At 38.9% G+C, this 18,942-nt stretch carries 15 protein-coding genes and 1 pseudogene; 6 read left to right on the top strand and 10 right to left on the bottom strand.

Annotated elements, in window-relative coordinates:
- Positions 1–12 precede the first annotated feature (12 nt).
- Positions 13–2,895 carry an isoleucine--tRNA ligase gene (gene ileS, locus CLI64_RS19760; RefSeq protein ID WP_103138802.1) on the top strand — a complete coding sequence of 961 codons (2,883 nt, stop codon included), beginning with the start codon at positions 13–15 and terminating at the stop codon, positions 2,893–2,895.
- A 282-nt stretch (positions 2,896–3,177) separates the two neighbouring features.
- Positions 3,178–3,783, top strand: coding sequence for a Uma2 family endonuclease (locus CLI64_RS19755; RefSeq protein ID WP_103140803.1), 606 nt, complete (start codon positions 3,178–3,180; stop codon positions 3,781–3,783).
- A 75-nt stretch (positions 3,784–3,858) separates the two neighbouring features.
- On the opposite strand, the gene CLI64_RS19750 is transcribed toward CLI64_RS19755, so the two are convergent.
- The gene (locus CLI64_RS19750) at positions 3,859–4,290 is read right to left on the bottom strand and encodes an HNH endonuclease (RefSeq protein ID WP_103138801.1); all 432 of its coding nucleotides are present in this window, start codon (positions 4,288–4,290) and stop codon (positions 3,859–3,861) included.
- Between the two features lie 6 nt (positions 4,291–4,296).
- Positions 4,297–4,701 carry a hypothetical protein gene (locus CLI64_RS19745; RefSeq protein WP_103138800.1) on the bottom strand — a complete coding sequence of 135 codons (405 nt, stop codon included), beginning with the start codon at positions 4,699–4,701 and terminating at the stop codon, positions 4,297–4,299.
- Between the two features lie 82 nt (positions 4,702–4,783).
- Between CLI64_RS19745 and CLI64_RS32210 the strand changes: the two are divergent.
- Positions 4,784–4,831 (top strand): annotated as a pseudogene (locus CLI64_RS32210) (hypothetical protein); the annotation flags it as partial.
- Positions 4,832–5,013: 182 nt separating this feature from the next.
- Entirely contained in the window at positions 5,014–5,514 is a 501-nt protein-coding gene (locus CLI64_RS19735) for a hypothetical protein (RefSeq protein WP_103138799.1), read from the top strand.
- A gap of 134 nt (positions 5,515–5,648) precedes the next feature.
- On the opposite strand, the gene CLI64_RS19730 is transcribed toward CLI64_RS19735, so the two are convergent.
- The 5 genes from CLI64_RS19730 to CLI64_RS19705 all read right to left on the bottom strand — a co-directional run bounded on the left by CLI64_RS19730 (position 5,649) and on the right by CLI64_RS19705 (position 14,358).
- Positions 5,649–6,533, bottom strand: a complete 885-nt coding sequence (locus CLI64_RS19730; RefSeq protein WP_103138798.1) for a ParA family protein — start codon at positions 6,531–6,533, stop codon at positions 5,649–5,651.
- Positions 6,534–7,601: 1,068 nt separating this feature from the next.
- The gene (locus tag CLI64_RS19720) at positions 7,602–10,181 is read right to left on the bottom strand and encodes a DNA translocase FtsK (protein WP_103138796.1); all 2,580 of its coding nucleotides are present in this window, start codon (positions 10,179–10,181) and stop codon (positions 7,602–7,604) included.
- A gap of 27 nt (positions 10,182–10,208) precedes the next feature.
- Positions 10,209–12,353 carry an ATP-binding protein gene (locus CLI64_RS19715; RefSeq protein WP_103138795.1) on the bottom strand — a complete coding sequence of 715 codons (2,145 nt, stop codon included), beginning with the start codon at positions 12,351–12,353 and terminating at the stop codon, positions 10,209–10,211.
- Positions 12,354–12,411: 58 nt separating this feature from the next.
- Positions 12,412–13,260 carry a transcription factor RcaD gene (locus CLI64_RS19710; RefSeq protein ID WP_103138794.1) on the bottom strand — a complete coding sequence of 283 codons (849 nt, stop codon included), beginning with the start codon at positions 13,258–13,260 and terminating at the stop codon, positions 12,412–12,414.
- 144 nt (positions 13,261–13,404) lie between these two features.
- Positions 13,405–14,358 (bottom strand): glycosyltransferase family A protein, encoded by a 954-nt coding sequence (locus CLI64_RS19705; RefSeq protein WP_103138793.1) that lies wholly within the window; start codon positions 14,356–14,358, stop codon positions 13,405–13,407.
- A 530-nt stretch (positions 14,359–14,888) separates the two neighbouring features.
- On the opposite strand from CLI64_RS19705, the gene CLI64_RS19700 reads away from it, so the two are divergent.
- Both CLI64_RS19700 and CLI64_RS19695 read left to right on the top strand, forming a co-directional pair.
- Positions 14,889–16,136 (top strand): glycosyltransferase family 4 protein, encoded by a 1,248-nt coding sequence (locus CLI64_RS19700; RefSeq protein ID WP_103138792.1) that lies wholly within the window; start codon positions 14,889–14,891, stop codon positions 16,134–16,136.
- Positions 16,137–16,367: 231 nt separating this feature from the next.
- Positions 16,368–17,606, top strand: a complete 1,239-nt coding sequence (locus tag CLI64_RS19695; protein WP_103138791.1) for a hypothetical protein — start codon at positions 16,368–16,370, stop codon at positions 17,604–17,606.
- Here CLI64_RS19695 and CLI64_RS19690 read toward each other — a convergent pair whose 3' ends face one another.
- The 3 genes from CLI64_RS19690 to CLI64_RS19680 all read right to left on the bottom strand — a co-directional run bounded on the left by CLI64_RS19690 (position 17,607) and on the right by CLI64_RS19680 (position 18,923).
- The gene (locus tag CLI64_RS19690; protein WP_103138790.1) at positions 17,607–17,804 is read right to left on the bottom strand and encodes an electron transporter; all 198 of its coding nucleotides are present in this window, start codon (positions 17,802–17,804) and stop codon (positions 17,607–17,609) included. It lies immediately after the preceding gene.
- Between the two features lie 59 nt (positions 17,805–17,863).
- A complete protein-coding gene (gene psb34 / locus CLI64_RS19685) occupies positions 17,864–18,034 on the bottom strand; it encodes a photosystem II assembly protein Psb34 (RefSeq protein ID WP_103138789.1) in 171 nt (56 codons plus the stop codon).
- A gap of 331 nt (positions 18,035–18,365) precedes the next feature.
- On the bottom strand, positions 18,366–18,923 hold the full coding sequence (locus CLI64_RS19680; protein WP_103138788.1) for a peroxiredoxin: 558 nt from the start codon (positions 18,921–18,923) through the stop codon (positions 18,366–18,368).
- Positions 18,924–18,942: the final 19 nt, after the last annotated feature.

The following is an 18,942-nucleotide window of genomic DNA, read 5'->3' as shown; positions in this document are numbered from 1 at the left end:
AGGCATGAAGCTGTGACAGAAACCGGAAGTTACAAAGATACTGTAAATTTACCCAAGACTAGTTTTGATATGCGGGCGAATGCCATCAAGCGTGAGCCTGAAATTCAAAAGTTCTGGGAAGAGAATCAAATTTTTGAGAGCCTGTCGCAAAATAACCCAGGCGAATTATTTATACTGCACGATGGGCCTCCCTACGCAAACGGCTCACTTCATATTGGTCATGCCTTAAATAAAATTCTCAAAGATATTATTAATCGTTACCAACTGCTACAAGGGCGGAAGGTGCGTTATGTGCCTGGTTGGGACTGTCATGGCTTGCCAATTGAATTGAAGGTTTTGCAAAATCTCAAGTCGGCAGAACGGCAAAATTTAACACCTCTGCAATTGCGGCAAAAAGCGAAGGAATTTGCTTTGGCGACCGTTGATGACCAGCGCAAGAGTTTTAAACGCTATGGGGTTTGGGGTGACTGGGATAATCCTTATTTGACGCTGAAGCCGGAATATGAGGCGGCGCAAATTGGGGTGTTTGGCCAGATGTACTTGAAAGGTTACATCTACCGGGGTTTGAAGCCAGTTCACTGGAGTCCCAGTTCTCAGACGGCTTTGGCTGAGGCGGAGTTGGAATATCCTGAAGGTCATACTTCCAGAAGTATTTACGCGGCTTTTCCGGTGACGGGGTTGGCTGAGGCGGTTAAGCCTGTTTTGGGTGAGTATTTGCCTGATTTGGGTGTGGCTGTCTGGACTACTACTCCTTGGACTATTCCGGGGAATTTGGCGGTAGCGGTTAATGGCGAGTTGAATTATGCTTTGGTGGAAATCTCACGCAAAGACGCAGAGGCGCAAAGTAAGTTCAAATATCTCATCGTGGCGGCTGAGTTGGTGGAACGGTTGGCTGCTACTATCTCGGCGGATTTGACTGTAAAAGCCACATTCAAAGGGCAGGATTTAGAACATACTACTTACCGTCATCCTTTGTTTGATAGGGAAAGTCCGGTGGTGGTGGGTGGTGATTATATCACTACTGAATCGGGTACTGGGTTGGTGCATACTGCGCCTGGTCATGGTCAAGAAGACTATATTGTGGGTTTGCGTTATGGTCTGCCGATTCTTGCGCCTGTGGATGATCATGGTAATTTTACTGAGGAAGCGGGACAGTTTGCTGGGTTGAATGTCCTGGGTGATGGGAATCAGGCGGTAATTGATGCGTTGACGGCTGCGGGTTCGCTGTTGAAGGAGGAGGCTTACGCGCATAAGTATCCTTATGACTGGCGGACGAAGAAGCCGACGATTTTCCGGGCGACTGAACAGTGGTTTGCTTCGGTGGCGGGATTTCGAGAGGACGCATTAAAGGCGATCGCATCTGTAAAATGGATACCAGCCCAAGGTGAAAATCGCATCACGCCAATGGTGGCGGAACGTTCTGATTGGTGTATCTCTCGTCAGCGTTCTTGGGGTGTGCCAATTCCGGTATTCTATGATGAGGAAACGGGTGAACCTTTACTCAATGAGGAAACGATTAATCATGTGCAAGCTATCATTGCCGAAAAAGGTTCTGATGCTTGGTGGGAGTTGTCGGTAGAGGAATTATTACCAGAGTCTTACAGAAATAATGGTCGGTCTTACCGTCGCGGTACTGACACAATGGATGTGTGGTTTGATTCTGGTTCGTCTTGGGCTTCTGTAGTCAAGCAGCGTCCAGAGTTACGTTACCCAGCTGATATATATTTAGAAGGTTCTGACCAACATCGCGGTTGGTTTCAGTCGAGTTTGCTGACTAGTGTAGCGGTAAATGGCATTGCACCTTACAAAACTGTGTTAACTCACGGCTTTGCTTTGGATGAACAAGGTCGGAAAATGAGTAAATCAGAAGGAAATGTGGTTGATCCCAATGCCATCATTGAAGGCGGGAAAAATCAAAAATCAGATCCAGCTTATGGTGCAGATGTACTGAGATTGTGGGTATCTTCGGTAGACTACTCCGGTGATGTCCGCATTGGGAAAAATATCATTAAGCAACTCAACGATGTGCGCGGTAAGATTCGCAATACGGCGCGGTTCTTGCTGGGAAGTTTGCATGATTTTGACCCCGAAAAAGATGCAATTCCTTTTGAGGAGTTACCGCAGTTAGATAAATATATGCTGCACCGCATCCGGGAAGTGTTCCTAGAAGTAACAGAAGCTTTTGAAAGTTTCCAATTCTTCCGGTTCTTCCAAACTGTACAGAATTTCTGTGTGGTGGATTTATCTAACTTCTATTTAGATGTAGCGAAAGATAGGCTATATATCAGTGCGCCAAATTCTTTCCGTCGTCGCAGTTGCCAAACAGTCATCCACATCGCCTTAGAAAATTTAGCACGAGCGATCGCACCTGTTCTCTGCCATACTGCTGAAGATATCTGGCAATATCTCCCCTACAAAACACCCTACAAATCAGTATTTCAAGCTGGTTGGGTGAAACTAGAAGATAAATGGCATAATACAGAGTTGGCGGAATCTTGGCAACAATTACGTCAGTTGCGGACTGATGTAAACAAGGTTTTAGAACAAGCTAGGGTAGAAAAAATGATTGGTTCTTCCCTAGAAGCGAAAGCTTTAATTTACGTCAGCGATGACAAAGCACGTACCGCCATTGCAACATTAAATCCTGTTAGCGGTAACGGTATCGATGAACTGCGTTATTTATTCCTCACTTCCCAGGTTGAGTTATTAGATTCACCGGAGAAATTGCCAACTGTGAAATATAACTTGCAATCTGATAATTGGGGAATTGGCGTAGTGAATGCAGACGGCGAAAAATGCGATCGCTGCTGGAACTACTCAACCCATGTGGGAGAATCACAAGAGCATCCTTTATTGTGCGAAAGGTGCATTCCCGCCTTAGCTGGTGAGTTTTAAAAGAGGTTTAACATGAATGTAGGGACGTTTGATCAAACGTTTCTACATTCATATAGGAATTTATATTTTCCAAGTTGACATACTCCTTAACTTAAAGGTACAAGGATTCTCTAAGTCTCACGGCTTAGATTTCTGCTTCTTAGCAACTGCCTCCACCCCAAAGGTTTTTCGGTCTTATGTTTGCTCCACAGACTTAAATTCCCGGATGTCCCTCGGTATGTACTTAACTCTAGCACAAAACCGTCCTATAAGGACGGGGTTTCAGACCCAGAGGTTTCGATGATGAATACCCAATCACCTGTAACCACAGACTTCTTAGGAATGGTGTTGAAAATGCAACCAAACATCATCGTAAGTGATGAGCAACTTTTTGATTTCTGTCAAGTAAACCGTGATTTTCGCATTGAACGTAATCACCAGGGAGAATTATTGATTATGCCCCCCACAGGCTCAGAAACAGATGAACGCAATTTTAATTTAACTGGCCAATTATGGATATGGACAAAGCAAGATGGTACAGGTGTAGGTTTTGGTTCTAGCGGTGGTTTTACCTTACCTAACGGTGCAGTGCGTTCTCCTGATGCAGCCTGGATAAAAAAAGCCAGATGGGAAACAATACCTGTAGAACAAAGAAAGAGGTTTGCCCCTATTTGTCCTGAATTTGTAGTGGAATTGCGTTCAGAGACAGATAATTTGAAGACATTACAAGAAAAAATGGCAGAATATATAGCTAATGGTACAGAATTAGGTTGGTTAATCGATAGAAAACAACAAAAAGTATTTATTTATCGTCCTGAAAAAGCTGTAGAAGAATTAGATAATCCTTCGACATTAAGCGATGAAGATATATTACCAGGATTTGTTTTAGATTTAAGTCAAATTTGGTAAGCGGATACAGAGTGTTTCGTTTGAGTGCAGTATGTCTGCCAAGGGGAGAGGTCAAAAAAGACTATAAAACTCAAGTTAAAATACATCATCAGGAGGATGCCAACCACTAATTGTCCAACGTCGTCGGGCAACAACTATAACTGGATTATTCATTCGTAAACAAACAATAGTAGCCCTACCAATAGTAGTTAAACCTTCAACTTTTGTAGAATCATAATTCCAAGTAAAATGTTCAGACCATCTTTGTTGACGTGGATTAAATAGAGGTGTTTTTTCTCCACTCAAAGGATCTATGGCTTCTGTTGCATCAGCTTTAAATTCATTGCAAGACCGACAAGCCAAACAAAGATTATTAAAGGTAGTTTCACCACCTTTTGAACGGGGCTGAATATGATCATAACTCATAGGAATGCTGCTATTAGCTTCAGTAGTTAAGCAATAACAGCAACGCCCTTTATCAATAGCAGCTATTTGAGTTTTTAAACTTTCAGGAATGTATTTAGACACAATATTTTAAGAACTTGGCAGATGATGGCCTCGCCAACGGAGTAAAACAGCAGCTTGGGCTTTACACAGTATAAAACGGTCAGTTTCGTGACGCAGTTTTATGAGTTCTAATTTTTCTGCATCTGTTATATTACCACTAGAATTACGCTCCAGCAGCCAGTCGTATCGCTCCATTTGCTCTGCTGTTTTGCAACTGCGGAAAATTTGCCACAAACTATTGTCATCTAGTTTATCTAAAGCTGCGATATCAGCTTGAAATTCCTCTGGTACATCATCCCATGCTGGTGGACTTCCTACCTGCAAAGCATGAACTATTACCTCTTCAATGGGACGACGTTGAGCGTGGGCAGTGTTGACTAAACGCTGATAGAGTATTTGTGGAATTTGCAGCGTAATTGTTTCTGTGACCATTGCTCAATTTCCTACCCATGCCTTGATTAAACCATCTTGATTTTAGTTTAATGGCGATCGCTGTTGGAATTATTCTACTACTGTAGGAGAATCCCAAGAGCATCCTTTGATTTGTCTTATTGTTTGGTGAATCTACTGACATAAGAAAGCATTCAAGCCTTTTAAGAAAGCAAAAATACATATTGCTTTCTCATATTCCTCTACACCCCCATACCCTTACTTGTAAACAAACTTGTAAAACTATTTACAATCAAATATTAACAGTGAACAATTACTACAACGGCATAAAAAATTACTAGTAACATCACTGGTATGGAACTAAACCCACAGCAAGAAGTAGCAATACCTAAACGCCTAATTAATATTTGCAAAATTATCAAAATTATCTGGACACCCACACCCAACGATATAACATGGCAGCAAGAACCAGAAATAGAAGTGAAGCAAACCTTAATTGCGTTTCTCGCTTTAGCTGGCAGATATACAGGTCAAATGCGAAAAATCTTAGAAGAAATTTATTTTAAATTTGAAGAACAAAATGAACAAACAATAATTATCGAAAAAGATAAATTTATTGAAGAATTAGAACAGCTACATTCTTCTAGAGATATGTATAACCAGAGAGAATGGCATAAGTTTAAAAATGACTTTATCAAAATGCCACCATCACAAAGTTTTATTTTTGAAAAGAGAACTTTTAATTTAGCCACCTCTTTCTGTTTTGTAGGTGACGTTGGCTATGACCCCGATGATTATTACCACCCTCAATATAATGCTGAAAATGGTCAAAAGATGAGCAACAATCAACAGTAGCAATCAAAGCATAGCAGAATATCAAGAGCATCTGTTATGGTGCGATCGCTGCATTTCTGCCTTATCTGGTATGGAGATAGGAAAGAGATAAATTAGAATTTCTTCCCAGTCCCCAGTCCCCAATACCCAGTCCCCTACAACTTCTGCAACAACTCTTGAGTTAACTGCATAAACGCTTTAGAACCTGCTGACTGGGGTGAATTTAAGACAACCGGCATAAAACTATCAACAGCTTTTGCAACATTAATATCTACTGGAATTTGGGCTTTACAAATTTGTTCAACACCAAAATCTTCTACAACGCGGTGCATCACTTGTTTGTAATATCTACCCGTAAGTAAATTGGTGTTGCACATACTGAAAACAATTCCCAGCATTTTAATATTTATCTTGGCTTCCTGTTCATGACTGTCTTTTAGCTGGCCAATGCGTCTTTCTAACAGTTGAATTCCCACCACAGATAAAGGTTCTGGTTTAGCGGGAAGTAAATAAAAATCACTTGCCGCTAAAGCACTACGCGTCATTAAATTGTATCCAGGAGCGCAATCCAAAAGAATAAAATCATACTGCTCACGCACTGGTTTTAAAATGTTATTAATCAAGACACGTTCAAACCGATTCCACACAGTTTCAAAGTCTTGTTCCCCCAAAGCCACTGTTTGTCTGTGCAGCATTTCTGACACCACAAACTCATCATATAAGTCGATATCTCCCGGTAATAAATGTAGTTCTGACAGATTACAGACCTGAGTTTGGATGATATCGTTGATGTTTAGCTCAGACTTAGGATCTGGGTTGATCACTTCATCAATCAGATATCTAAATGTCAATCTTTGTTTGCGACGTTTGGCAAAATCTAAAGGTGACATCAGACTGAGCGTAGCACTGATTTGGGTATCTAAATCCAGAACTAGTACCTTTTTACCGTAATTTTTTGCTAAACAAGTAGCTAAATTTACGGTGAGGGTTGTTTTCCCTACACCACCTTTCATATTTGCAGTTGCAATTACGTATCCCATTGCTTGATTCCTCTGATGACGCGTTCCCAGTTAATTGAACATTCCGGTAAATTTAATATTTACAGGTAAATTAAAAGAGTTGTGCCAACAATATGACCTCGATAGAGTATATAGCAACACGTCATCATGATAATTCCTAATTTGTAATTCGTAATTGCTTCTTAAACAGTATTAGTCACAAAGGTGGTTTCTCTGTACTCTGTCGCCTCTATTTGTGTGAAGCGAGAACCCCGCCTTCTTGAAGAAACCGGGGTTCTAAAATTTCACAATATTCACAAATGCACTCAATTGCCGTAGTTGTTAACCCTAAAATTTAATCTTTGTCGCTTTGAAGTGATATTAATCATTCTGCAATCTTACTTAAGCTGGAATATAGATAAATTCTATCTATAGTAATTTAATATAGAATTTATACATAACATTCCTGTTAATTCAGCAGCATTTTGATTATAGAATATCTCAGTATTTTGTAAAACACCTTTGCCGTGAATTATTTCATAATGATAATAGCCATATTGATCAATATAAACAACTAGTGTTAGTTGATTAACGGCAATCATTGACAGCAATTTAGTAGTCATTTTTGTACTTCCCATTGGGGTGTGAGAGGTTTATATATATTTATTTTTCAGTTTCTTATTAGTCCTACAGGATGAAGTTAGATAAGTTTTGGAGAAATATTTATCTATCCTCAATTATTTGTGAGTTTTCAAGGGCTAGATTGCTTTGAGGCACAGGGTTTTTCAGCGATCGCAATCTTTATTCAGCCTGGATGATTGCCAGAAAACCATGAGAAATACTTATGCTTTGTGCAGTTTATTCCAGAATCTATGGTGATGAAAATAGGTACTAAATACACCGTTTATCCTGGGTTTACAAGTATTGCTTGGTTTTTAGTCTCTAAAATGTATGAATTAATTCTTTTCGTTTTTTCGGTAATTTATGCGTTAATACAGTAATATTTATCGGATAAGTTAGGGATATTTTAAATTATCAGTAACCTGAAATGGTAAATGATAGCAATTCAGTAAAATCTCTTAAGTATATCTTCTTAAAACGATATCAGTCTTATATCTGAATCTGTTGAGCAAATAAACTTTGTAAACGATGTAATTGAGGGCCGATTTGGTAGAGTAAGTCACCTTTTCCTAATAGATAAGCGGCGGATGTTTCTGTACCTCCCAAGACAATTTTTGAGTCGCCTTCACTAGCGGTTCTTAAAGCGACTCTTCCAGGTAAATTGGAACGGATAATGGGGGTGACAATACCAGCTTCAGGACGTTGGGTGGCGATGATGAGATGAATTCCCGCCGCCCTCGCCATTGCGCCTAAACGTTTAATACTTTGTTCTAAAGTTTTACGGATTTCTTTTTCCGCCATGAAATCGGCGTATTCATCAAAAATGCAAACTGTACGCGGTAAGGGTTGATGAGAACGCTGATTATAGGTAGTTAAATCAGCACAGCCAGCTTTTTCAAACTGCTGATAACGAGATTCCATTTCTAAAACTAATTCTTCCATAAGTTCGGTAGCGCGATCGCTATCTTTCACAACTGGCGAATGTAACCAAGCCATGCGCTCAAACTCTGGAAAGGTGACGCGTTTGGGGTCAACTAGAGCAACTTTGAGATTTTGCGGGGTATGACGATATAGTAAACTGAGGAGGAGCGATCGCAAAAACTCACTCTTACCGCTACCAGTCGTCCCCCCTATTAAGAAGTGACAGGAATTAGGATCAGATAAATCAGCCTCTAGCAATTTTCCCTCTAGACTTACACCAATAGCAATTTTCATTGGTGCAGTCGAACTTAAATTTTGTTTTTGAATATAATCTGTAAAATTAGCAACCTGTCTATCTGAACGTGGTAAATCAATACTGACATACCCAGCCTGTGGCGCAATTAATGGTTTATCTGTTAATCCTAATTGCACCTGTAAATCATTGGAACATCTGAGCAATGTATTCACTCTGACACCCAAATTGGGTTTCAATTTTACCCTAATAAAAGCAGGCCCCACAGCCGCACCTAAATATTCCACAGCAACATTAAAAGATTGCAGGGTATTTACCAAAGCCTGTCCCATGTCATCAGCATTGGTTGTTGGTTCCGCAATTTTGGTATCAACAGATTCTTTCTCCCCCGTTTTTAAGGGGGGTTGGGGGGGATCAAATATCGCATCACCAAAAAAAGTCCCGCACTTTTGCTTTTGGGGACAAATTTCACACAGATGGGGCTGAGTTGTGCGTGGTGGTGGGTTAGGATGGGGTGATTCCCAAGTTAACCATTGCTGCATTTGTAGCAATTTGTGGGGAATTAGCTGATTTACCGTATTTTCTAGCTGTTCCCAAGAATAACGATATTCTTTAAATTCAGGTAATACACAATAAACTGCTGAATCAACAGGGACTTTTTTGTGATGATGCAGCATATAACTATAAAGTGAAACCTGAGCTAATTGTGCAGCAGGATCTACCGGTTTATAAGTTTTAAATTCCACTACACATAGACGATTTATTTCAAAATTAAAGACTAAACAATCAAATTCACCTCTAACTAATTGCTTCGTAGCATTGGGTAAAGTGAAATAATTTTCAATGTTACGTCCTGTAGACAGAAAAGTGTTACTAATCAATTTATCTGTATTACAATAGCGTCTATTAATCACTAATAACTCAACAAAGCGTCTAATCAATCCTTGTAATCCATTCCATACCTGTAAAAGTGTCTTACCCTGTTCACTATCTTTTTGTATAGCTTGTTGTAGATAGGGAAAAAACTCTAGCTGATAGAACAGTTGTTGAACTGCACTAGTAATTGATTCTGTATTTAGCTGTGATGCGGCTGGTTTAAATAAATCTGTAAATTGCGGCTCAATCAACGCTAATTTAATAAATTTATCTGCTAATTGATGAAAAGGGTTGCCAATACCAATTGCTGTATCTGGTGGTAGAAATATAGCTTTATCACTAAACTTATGATTTAAATAAAACAGCCGAGGACATTCAAAAGCAATGCGGACTTTAGTCACGCTTAAAGATGGGTTTTCCATATCTTCTGTTAACTGCTTTGAGAAGTTATTAATTATAAAAATTTGACTGACAGCACCAGGGTTAGATATTTCCAACAGGCGACGATGAACAGCCGCTAAATAAACCGTATCCATTGCTGCATATTTTAGCTGCTTTTGGCTGAGGGGACGTTTTCCCCAATCACTAGCTTGTTCTGTTCCATCTACATCTACAAAATGACAGAGTTCTGCGGCTAACGTTTTTAATTTTAAGTTGGTTGTTTGCAGGCGTTTATGTGTAATTTTTCTAGCTAATTCGTAAGTACAGGTTATATTATTAGCCAGCTTTTTTCCTAAATACTTTAAATCAAAACCAGCATTGTGAAACACTTTTTGGATGTTAGGTTTCACCATGATTTGGTTAATAAAATGTTCCACCAAATCATGTTTATTCAACACATCTAGGATATAGGCTGATGCGCCTGTTCTATCTGTAGGTTCAGCTAATACCTGAATCAGCGATAGTTGAGGATTAGATGTATAACAATGAGCAATTTCTGTGTCTAGCCACAGTGTTTTAGCTGTTGCTAATTGGGATATGACATCTGTTATTTCCGTCGCTTCTTTCAGGTAGTGCATTGATTCAGGTTACATAATACAAACAGACTATTTTGCAATCAGACAGATTAATTTATCTTGAAACTTAGCTTTTGGGTTAATAATCTCTACTCTCTTCTCTTGGCATAGCATATCAATTAGTAGCTGAACATCATTTTCTTTGACACTAGGAAACTGATCAACGGCATTTTTAATTAAAGTAGGTACACCCATAAAGCTTTGCGTTTTCACCAGATTCAATAAGAAATCTTTGACTGGGTTTAAATTCTTGCTTGTATCATTACCATTGTCTGGCTTAGTTTGTTCTTTCGGAATAATTCCTAATTCCTGAAATAAAGTACACTTGTGTAAAATTTTCGACTGCCTAATTAAAGATTGTAATTCTTGTAAGCTAATTGCTCTACGTTGACTTGTCAGTACCAATTCTTGAGATAGCGCAGAGTTGACCAAATTTTGATATGTTACTAAATAGTGAACCGAAGTAAGATTGGGTCTTATGTGATAATGGTTAGTGTGGGTAAAAATTTGCTGATATATCTGATTTCCAGCTAGTCTTGATGTTCCTACTCCTGCGAGTCTAATTAAATATAGGGTGTGACATAAATTTTGTTGAATAACTCTCTGGCAAGCATTCATGACATGAAAAAAGCTTGTCATACTTGCGTCTTCAGTCCATACTACACCTACTCTTTCTTTCTTACCAGATTCTTGATAACTCAAAGAATAACTAGCATAGTTACCTCTTAATAGTTTCAGCTTAATTTCCTGAATTTGTAAGGCTATCAATGCTTGTTGCAACATTACAATTAAATCAGGTGATGATAACAATGAAATCTTGCTATATTTCTCCTGATTTTTCTTATATTCTTTTTGCCATAGTAGTTGAAACTCTGCCTGAACTTGCTCAAGATTATCTGGAGGTGGAGGAGGCGGAGGGATAATTAGCGTACCATCATGCTTTTTAACTAGATGTATATTAACTTTTTTTGGATCTATTACTTCTGGTCTTAAGGATGGAACAGTAACAGGAGGTTTTGTTGGAACTGTTTCGTCACTATCTAATAAAGAAAGTTTATATCTTTGATACTCATGTCTACCTAAAATTAAGGTGTTTCTTGGTAGAGTTTTACCACCTGGAAAATTTTTCTCCAATAATTCCTTATCTAAAGGAAAAAGAAGCGAATCAGGCTTGGTATTTGCTCTTTGATGCAGAAAGTTTAGACGATACATCCAAAGTGATTCTGCCTGATTTAAATTAATAGGTTTTAGTATTACCTGCTTATCTACCCTAGCTTTATCTGATTGTAAAATTCGGCTGCTTTTTTGTCTCCATTCTGATTGAACTATACTTATGATAATGAGAAAATTCCTGAGATTATCATTGTGTACTGTAGTATTAATATTAAAAATAGGTTGAGGATTTGACTCCCAATTTGCTTGGCTTTCAACTTGATCAAAGCATAAAACTATTGGTTGAGTGTCAGTAGAGATTTTACCAAAGTTAGCTAAAATATTTTTGGCTGCATCTTCACTATCAATACAGTGTTTAACTTTTAATTCAGCCATTGAATCTTCACTTAAGTCGTCGCCGCGCAACCATTCGCAAGCCAAAGGATATAATTCAGGATCAGTTAGGTCATGCAGTATGCCAAAAAATATGTCAGGGTTATAGATACCTACTTGTTTATATGTTTTCTTGAGTTCCTTAATAAAGTTTTGGCGATCACTGAGTAATAATTCCCACAAATTATGATTAAAAATGCGCTTCTTGAGACTTTGCTTAGTAAAAGCAGATAAACTTTTAAGCCACAATATCAATTGAGAATCTTGTTGTCCTTCTGGTATTTGGATTAAACTATCAACTGTATAACGTAAAATGTGCCGCCAAATATAATCGTTGTCAGGCCAAGGACTTACATAAGCAAAAAAAGCTCTAGAATTCAACTTAAATTTTAGTCTAGCTAGTAGGTAACTTTTACCAGAGCCAGAATCACCTGTAAGCAAAACAGTACGGGTACGGTGATCTTTCTCCACCAAGTCTAATAATGCTTCGATTTCACTGATTGCTTCTTGATGAATTGACTCAACTACAGACTCAAAACCTTGTTTTTCACTCCAAAAATTACCTGACTTTAAATTTACAAGGTCAAAAGGGTTAATCTCGCGTTTGATAATTTCGTTAATTGATGTCATATTTAAATTTTGGTGAGTGAGCAACCTGAACTACAAGGCAAAATCATGAAGATAAGTGTTAATTAACACTGAGAAAAAACAACGAACCACCTATATTCTGTGGAATACCACTATTTAACTGTTCTGTTGTATATGGTGTAGGATCTAACAATGTACTCAGTTCAATTAGATCATTCTTTTGCAACCGATACAAAGCTTGATCTAATTCATCGCGTGAGAGTGGTGGTTGTAATTTTTGCCGTAGATGAAAGATGGGTAAATAATTTTGTGTACCCAATTCTTTGTCTAATTTCTCAATAGTTTGTAAAATTTCTTCATCAGTGATATTGATAATCGTTTCAACTGATGACTCAACAGTGGGAATAGACAAAATAGATTCTGTTTCTGGCTTAACGCGCAAAGTCTTGCGTAAAAATCGGAGATAGTTTCCCAGCAGTTCTTGACTGATAACAGGATTAGAACTTTTGTTTGGTGTGTAGTCATCCCGTAAAAATTCAACTCCTCTTTCAGTTAGCCACACCTCAGCCCCATTTTTTTTACGTTGTAATTCAGTTTCAATCAATCCCCGTTCACTGAGGGTTTTGAATATCGCGTCTCGTTCAGCAGCTTTGACTGAGGTAATTTTGCTGGGTGCGATTTTACCAGCACTACTGATTTTCTCCAGCACCTTCCGTTCTTTGTCGGTGATGGGTAACTGTCCTGGTGGGAGTTTCAGCAAGGCTTGACCAGGAGATAAAATTTTAACTGTGGCAATCTCACGGGAATAGTCTACCAGTTCGCGATCGCCCAATGCTCGACAAATTTTATCCTTCCCTTTAAAACTACTAAAGGCATTTGCACTCAGTCCAGCACGATAGTTGGAAAATCCCAATAGCTTTAAGAGGAACTTTAATTCATTTGTGTCCATACTGGTAATTTAGAGCATCTACAACCTAACTACTCTAGCCCAATAAGCAATAATTTACACACTCTCTTATATAGTAGCTCTAATTGTTACCAGTGGTGAGTTAATATCGAGCGATCGCAAATTTATTCCCAAAGAGATACACAATTACTTCTGTGGTGTCTTCCCTAACTTCAACTTCATTACTTTTCCTACTGTTCTCGGAACACCATAAAGCTTACTAAATACCAAATTCCATAAATAACCGTATTTCGGGAAATGCTTCACTAGCAACACATCAGAAATTACATGAAATCTCGGTGGCTTTAAAGCAGGGTCTTTATCTATATATCTAATTTGTTCTGGCTTTGGCATCCAGTGACCGATAATCGCATCTTTTTCAAATAAATTTGCTTGCACAAATAAACCAGATAATCTATCAAATCCGCTTGATGGTATCCAGGTTACTGCACCTAAAACCTTGGTGGCTTGGGAAAGTTCTGGTAATGCTTGCTGAATTATATCGTTACGCCACACAATATTATTAAAGTTCTCAAAGTGATAGCCATTATTATCAGTTCTATTAATAAAAGGCCAGAATAAATAACGCCAATCAAAGTTTTTATCTAAAGGTGCAATGGGAACTTCTAATAAACCTTGAAAGTTACCTTGATTATAAGGATAGGGGTTTTCCGGTGTTTTTTTGCAAATTTCTAATTGGTCAACATCAGGAATTTCTTCCCAAGCTTGTTTAATCCTCACTTCGTCCTTCATATCAATATTGAGTTTTTGTAATCTCAAAACCCAACTTTCAGGAAATCGGTGAAAGTATTTCTCGACTGCTGAACAAACTTGTGGATGTACATAATCATCATCATCTAAGGCTAAAATATATTTACCTTGAGCATTGAGTAAGCCCACAAATCTCTGTGGCATTTCTCCTTTATAGGGACTAACTATAGCTGTGACTCTAGGATCATCAATTGCTTTAATTTTTACGTTTGGCGGATAAACTAAAACAAACTGCACAGAACCTTCTATTTTCAGCAGATTTTCTAACCAATAATCAGAAAATTTTCCCAAGGTTGGCGTAATTATCGAGAGTAAAGGTTGATTATTCATAGTTTTTTTGGTGCAAAATATTAAATAAAATTCCTGGCTTAAATCTATTTATAGGAATCCGATTTTATTTGAAGGAAAATCTAAGTATATGTAGTCCAGTAGGGTGTGTTAGGCTTTAGCCGTAACGCACCAAAGGCCTTGGTGTTAGGTGCGTTACGCTGTCGCTAACACACCTTACTTATCTACGTATCTGTTCAAAAATCTAGTAGGAATCCTACATAATATGCAGATGATTTTGATTACCGCTATTGTTTACATAGATAAAAATATTTATACACTTGTCAATCGGTCAGTATATCAAGAGTATCTAGATTTTGCCTACAGCAATCTTAGCGTGAAAGTGGTAAGTGGTGAGTGCTGAGTGCTGTTAGCGGAAGCGGGGCGTTTAGCCCGTGCTGAGTAGTGAATGGTGAGTGGTGAGGTTTGCTGATGAGTCAATAGCACATTTGAATATTGAGATGATTTGCCGCTATATTTTACAAGTAAAGTATAAAAGTTATAAAAAATACTAACCCATCTAAGGCTCATCTATGCGTATTCTCATGCTTTCATCGACTTTTCCTTATCCACCAAGTCGGGGTGGTACGGAAATTAGAACTTTTAATTTACTGAAATACCTCCAGCAAAATCATGATGTGACATTGGTAACTCAGTACAATAAAAGTGTGTCTGATGTGGAAGTAGAAGAGTTACGCAAGTATGTTAATGAATTATTGATTTTCCCCTTACCACCAGATCCCCAATCTCAAAATCCTGTGGCTGGGTTGTTGGCGAAAACGGGACGCTTCCTAGAATCAGTCACTAAGGCGACACCACCGAATGTTCTCCATCGCTATTCGCCGGAAATTCAGGCGTTTGTTGATAATTGTGTGCGTGAACAAAAATATGATGTGATTACCTGTGAACACAGTGTCAATGAAATTTATATCCGTCCCGAATTTCGCCATCAAGTGAATACGGTGATTGATGTGCATAGTTCAGTGTACGGCTGGATACGGGATCATTTAGAAATGGGTGCAGCTGCTAATGCTTTGCGCGATCGCCTCTATCTTACCTTGGTTTTGAAGCGTTACGAGCAGCGATACTGTAGTAAATTTTCTAATATCGTCGTCACCACGGAAGATGACCGCCAAGAATTCCTCAAACTGCGTCCTGACATTGACATTCAAGTGATTCCCAACGGTGTAGATTTAGACTTATTTCCCTATCGTCACCAAGACCCAGGGGGACACAGTTTAATCTTTGTCGGCGCGATGGATGCTTCCCACAACATCGACGCAGCTAGATTTTTTGCCTTCGCTGTCTTCCCAGAACTGCAAAACCGTTATCCTGATGCAACCTTTAGTATTGTAGGTGCTAGACCTACACCAGAGGTTTTAAGTCTAGAAAAAATTCCTGGTGTCAAAGTCTTGGGACGCGTCCCTGTGATGGCAGATTATCTACATAAATCTACTGTGTGTGTTGTGCCATTACGCACAGGTTTCGGCATCAAAAATAAAACTCTGGAAGCTATGGCCGCGGGTGTACCCACAGTAGCAAGCGATCGCGGTTTAGAAGGACTAAATGTAGATGGTGATGGTGTACCATTAGCTGCATTGAGAGCCAATCACCCCGCAGAATACGTTGACGCGATTAGTGAATTATTCGATCATCCATCACTGAGAGCAGAACTATCTCATAACGGGAGACAATTAGTCGAAAAACAATTTACCTGGGAAATCGCCGGACAACGTTATGAGCAAGTTTGTTTAGGTAGTCACAAAAATCAGTCCCAATGAAAATGAGAATAGGCTATTTAACAAAATAATAAGATAGCGTTCGTAGTAAGGACTTTAGTCCTCAAGAAAGGACTTTAGTCCTTACTACAAACCTTGAATTATTTACCCTGTTCTCATTGGTAGCTGGAAACTTTGGTAATGCTTGTTCCTTCATTATTAGTTAGACGGTGTGCATATAACTGGCATATTACACCTAATTTATGTAATGCTCCTTGCACTTGAGAAAATAATATGAAAATCAGCAGCTATAAAAATTTATTTGTATTAGCATTCCTCAGCTTGAGTTGCATCCAACCTGCTGATGCTATCACTCCGGTAAATTCCCCATCTCAACTATCTCAAGAAGTTGCTACATTGCGAAAACAGGGATCGAAAGGCTTACAAAGATTTCTAAAGATTCATGCTAACCAACTTAATGATCCTCAAGTGAGGACAGCTTTAGATGCACTTTGTCAGCAACGAGACTGTTACGCCTCTCGCTTATATTGGTATACAGATTTAGCACAGGCTAAAGCAGCAGCTCAAGCTAGTGGTAAACCGATTTTATCTCTGCGGTTGTTAGGTAAACTCGACCAAGATTTAAGCTGTGCGAATAGTCGCTTTTTTAGAGTCGCACTTTACCCCAATGCAGAAATATCCAAAATGCTGCAAGACCGTTTTATTCTCCACTGGGAGTCAGTGCGTCCTGCGCCTAAAGTTACAGTTGATTTTGGCGATGGTCGCAAGTTAGAACGGACAATTACAGGTAATAGTATTCACTACGTTTTAGATAGTTCCGGTCGTCCGATTGATGCTATTCCTGGATTGTATGGGCCGAAAGCTTTTTTAAAACAACTCCAGCAAGCTGAAATTGCAGCTAAGGAATATAGCAGACTTCCCAGTGCAAACCGTAATGCTTTTTTACAAAAATACCATAGCGATCGCCTGCAAGCAATTGAAACCCAATGGCGAGCTGATTTATCGAAATTAGGGATACAGTCTCCCCCTGAACGCACAGCTTCAGTTAATCCGAGTCAGCCAGCTACAGCAGGAATTGCTGCACCGATAGCAGTATCTAAAATGATGGTAGAACGTCCATTACTGAGAAGTATTCAACCTAGCAGCGATCGCGATAACCTAGTCAGAATTACCAACGAAGATGCTTGGAATAGGATTGCTCAACTTTATACTGTTGAGGCACAATTAGATGATAATAGTGTGGCTTTAATCAAAGCTAAAACTAAACAGAATAATTTACCCAGATTAGTGCAGAATTTTGAAGCAGCAATGGCTTTAGATACAGTCAGAAACGAATATATGCTGCACAGTCAAATTCATCAATGGTTTGTAGAAGGTAATCAGACTGATAACGTGGCGTTACTTAATGAAAAAGTATACGCACAATTATTTCTCACTCCCAGTTCTGATCCTTGGTTGGGACTCGCTCCCAATGACGCATACAGCGCAATAGATAATGATGGTTTACGTTAATTAAGCTAATAAACCCAGCTTTTTGCCATTATCTTTGGCAAGACGAATCAACTTTTGTCTTTCCTTGGATTCTACACCAATTCGATTACAGAAATTAGTGATCGCTTGCGAATGTAAAGCGATCGCTTTACCACGCAATTGATTAAATTGTACTTTGCCCATCAGGTTACGGATTAAAACTACTAAAGGTGCAAACATTGTTAATTCCTCACAGCTACTAGATTTTCTTAAATTCTTTGGTATGTGTGCAGTCGTTATTAGCTGACACCACAACCGATCAAGATAATTGCAGTCACAAATAAAGTCGCGATCGCACCTTGAAGTGCATAGCGGCTTTGCTGTTCCTGATTGGGGTAAGCAGCGTAGTACATTTCAGGTTCGGTGGGGTAGTTATTGAGTTGACCGCTTTCGTTAATGGTGGTGTACATTTCGTTTTCCTTTACTTGTTAACTTATGTAAATAAATATAACAATATCGTTACAAAACATCAAGATGACTTGACATATAAAACTTGATACTATCCATAAAATCTACTTATATAAAAAACCCCGATTTCTACGAAAAATCAGGGTACGGCTGTTAAGGGGCTTCCAGATAAAAAAATATCCAAACTGTAGGGTGCGTCAGTGCGAGAAAACCTAACTATACCAAGAGATTATTCATACTGACGCACCCTACTAAGCTGTTTATTTGGCATAATTTATTTTTTGGTGTTCCCTAAGTCTTTAATTTAAAATCCAAAATCCAAAATCCAAAATTCTAAGAGGCTTCCGATTGCAGCTTTTCCAGTGTCGCCAGGACTTCTGCACTGTGAACAGAAGGATTAACCTTAACAAAAGTAGCCCGGAGGATGCCTTGTGGGTCAATGATAAAACTGTGACGCATAGATAAATAACCCAGCCAAGAACCATAAGCTTTACTCACAGCACCGGTAGTGTCAGCTAAAAGCGGAAATTTTAGCCCCTCAGAATCACAAAACTCGGCATGGGAATCGATATCATCAGCACTAACACCGACTATTTCGACATTTTTCGCCACATATTTAGGTAAATCCTGCTGAAAACGACGGGCTTCAATCGTGCAACCAGATGTAAAATCTTTGGGATAAAAATACAGAACTACCCACTTACCACGCAAATCAGCTAACCCTAATTGGCCATCTCCTGTATTAGTCGGCAAAGTAAACTCCGGTGCAGGTTGATTAATTGCAGGTAGTTTCCCCCCTAGTGCATGAGTAACAGGCGCGAAATTTAACCAACTGATAACCGTAAAACAGCAAACCAAAAATATATTCAAAAGATTGCGTCGGGAAATCATAATGCAGATAAGAATGACA

It is taken from the genome of Nostoc sp. CENA543, assembly GCF_002896875.1.
Classification (GTDB): domain Bacteria; phylum Cyanobacteriota; class Cyanobacteriia; order Cyanobacteriales; family Nostocaceae; genus Trichormus.
Note: the sequence above shows the minus strand (reverse complement) of the source record. Positions and strands in the feature narration are given on the sequence as shown.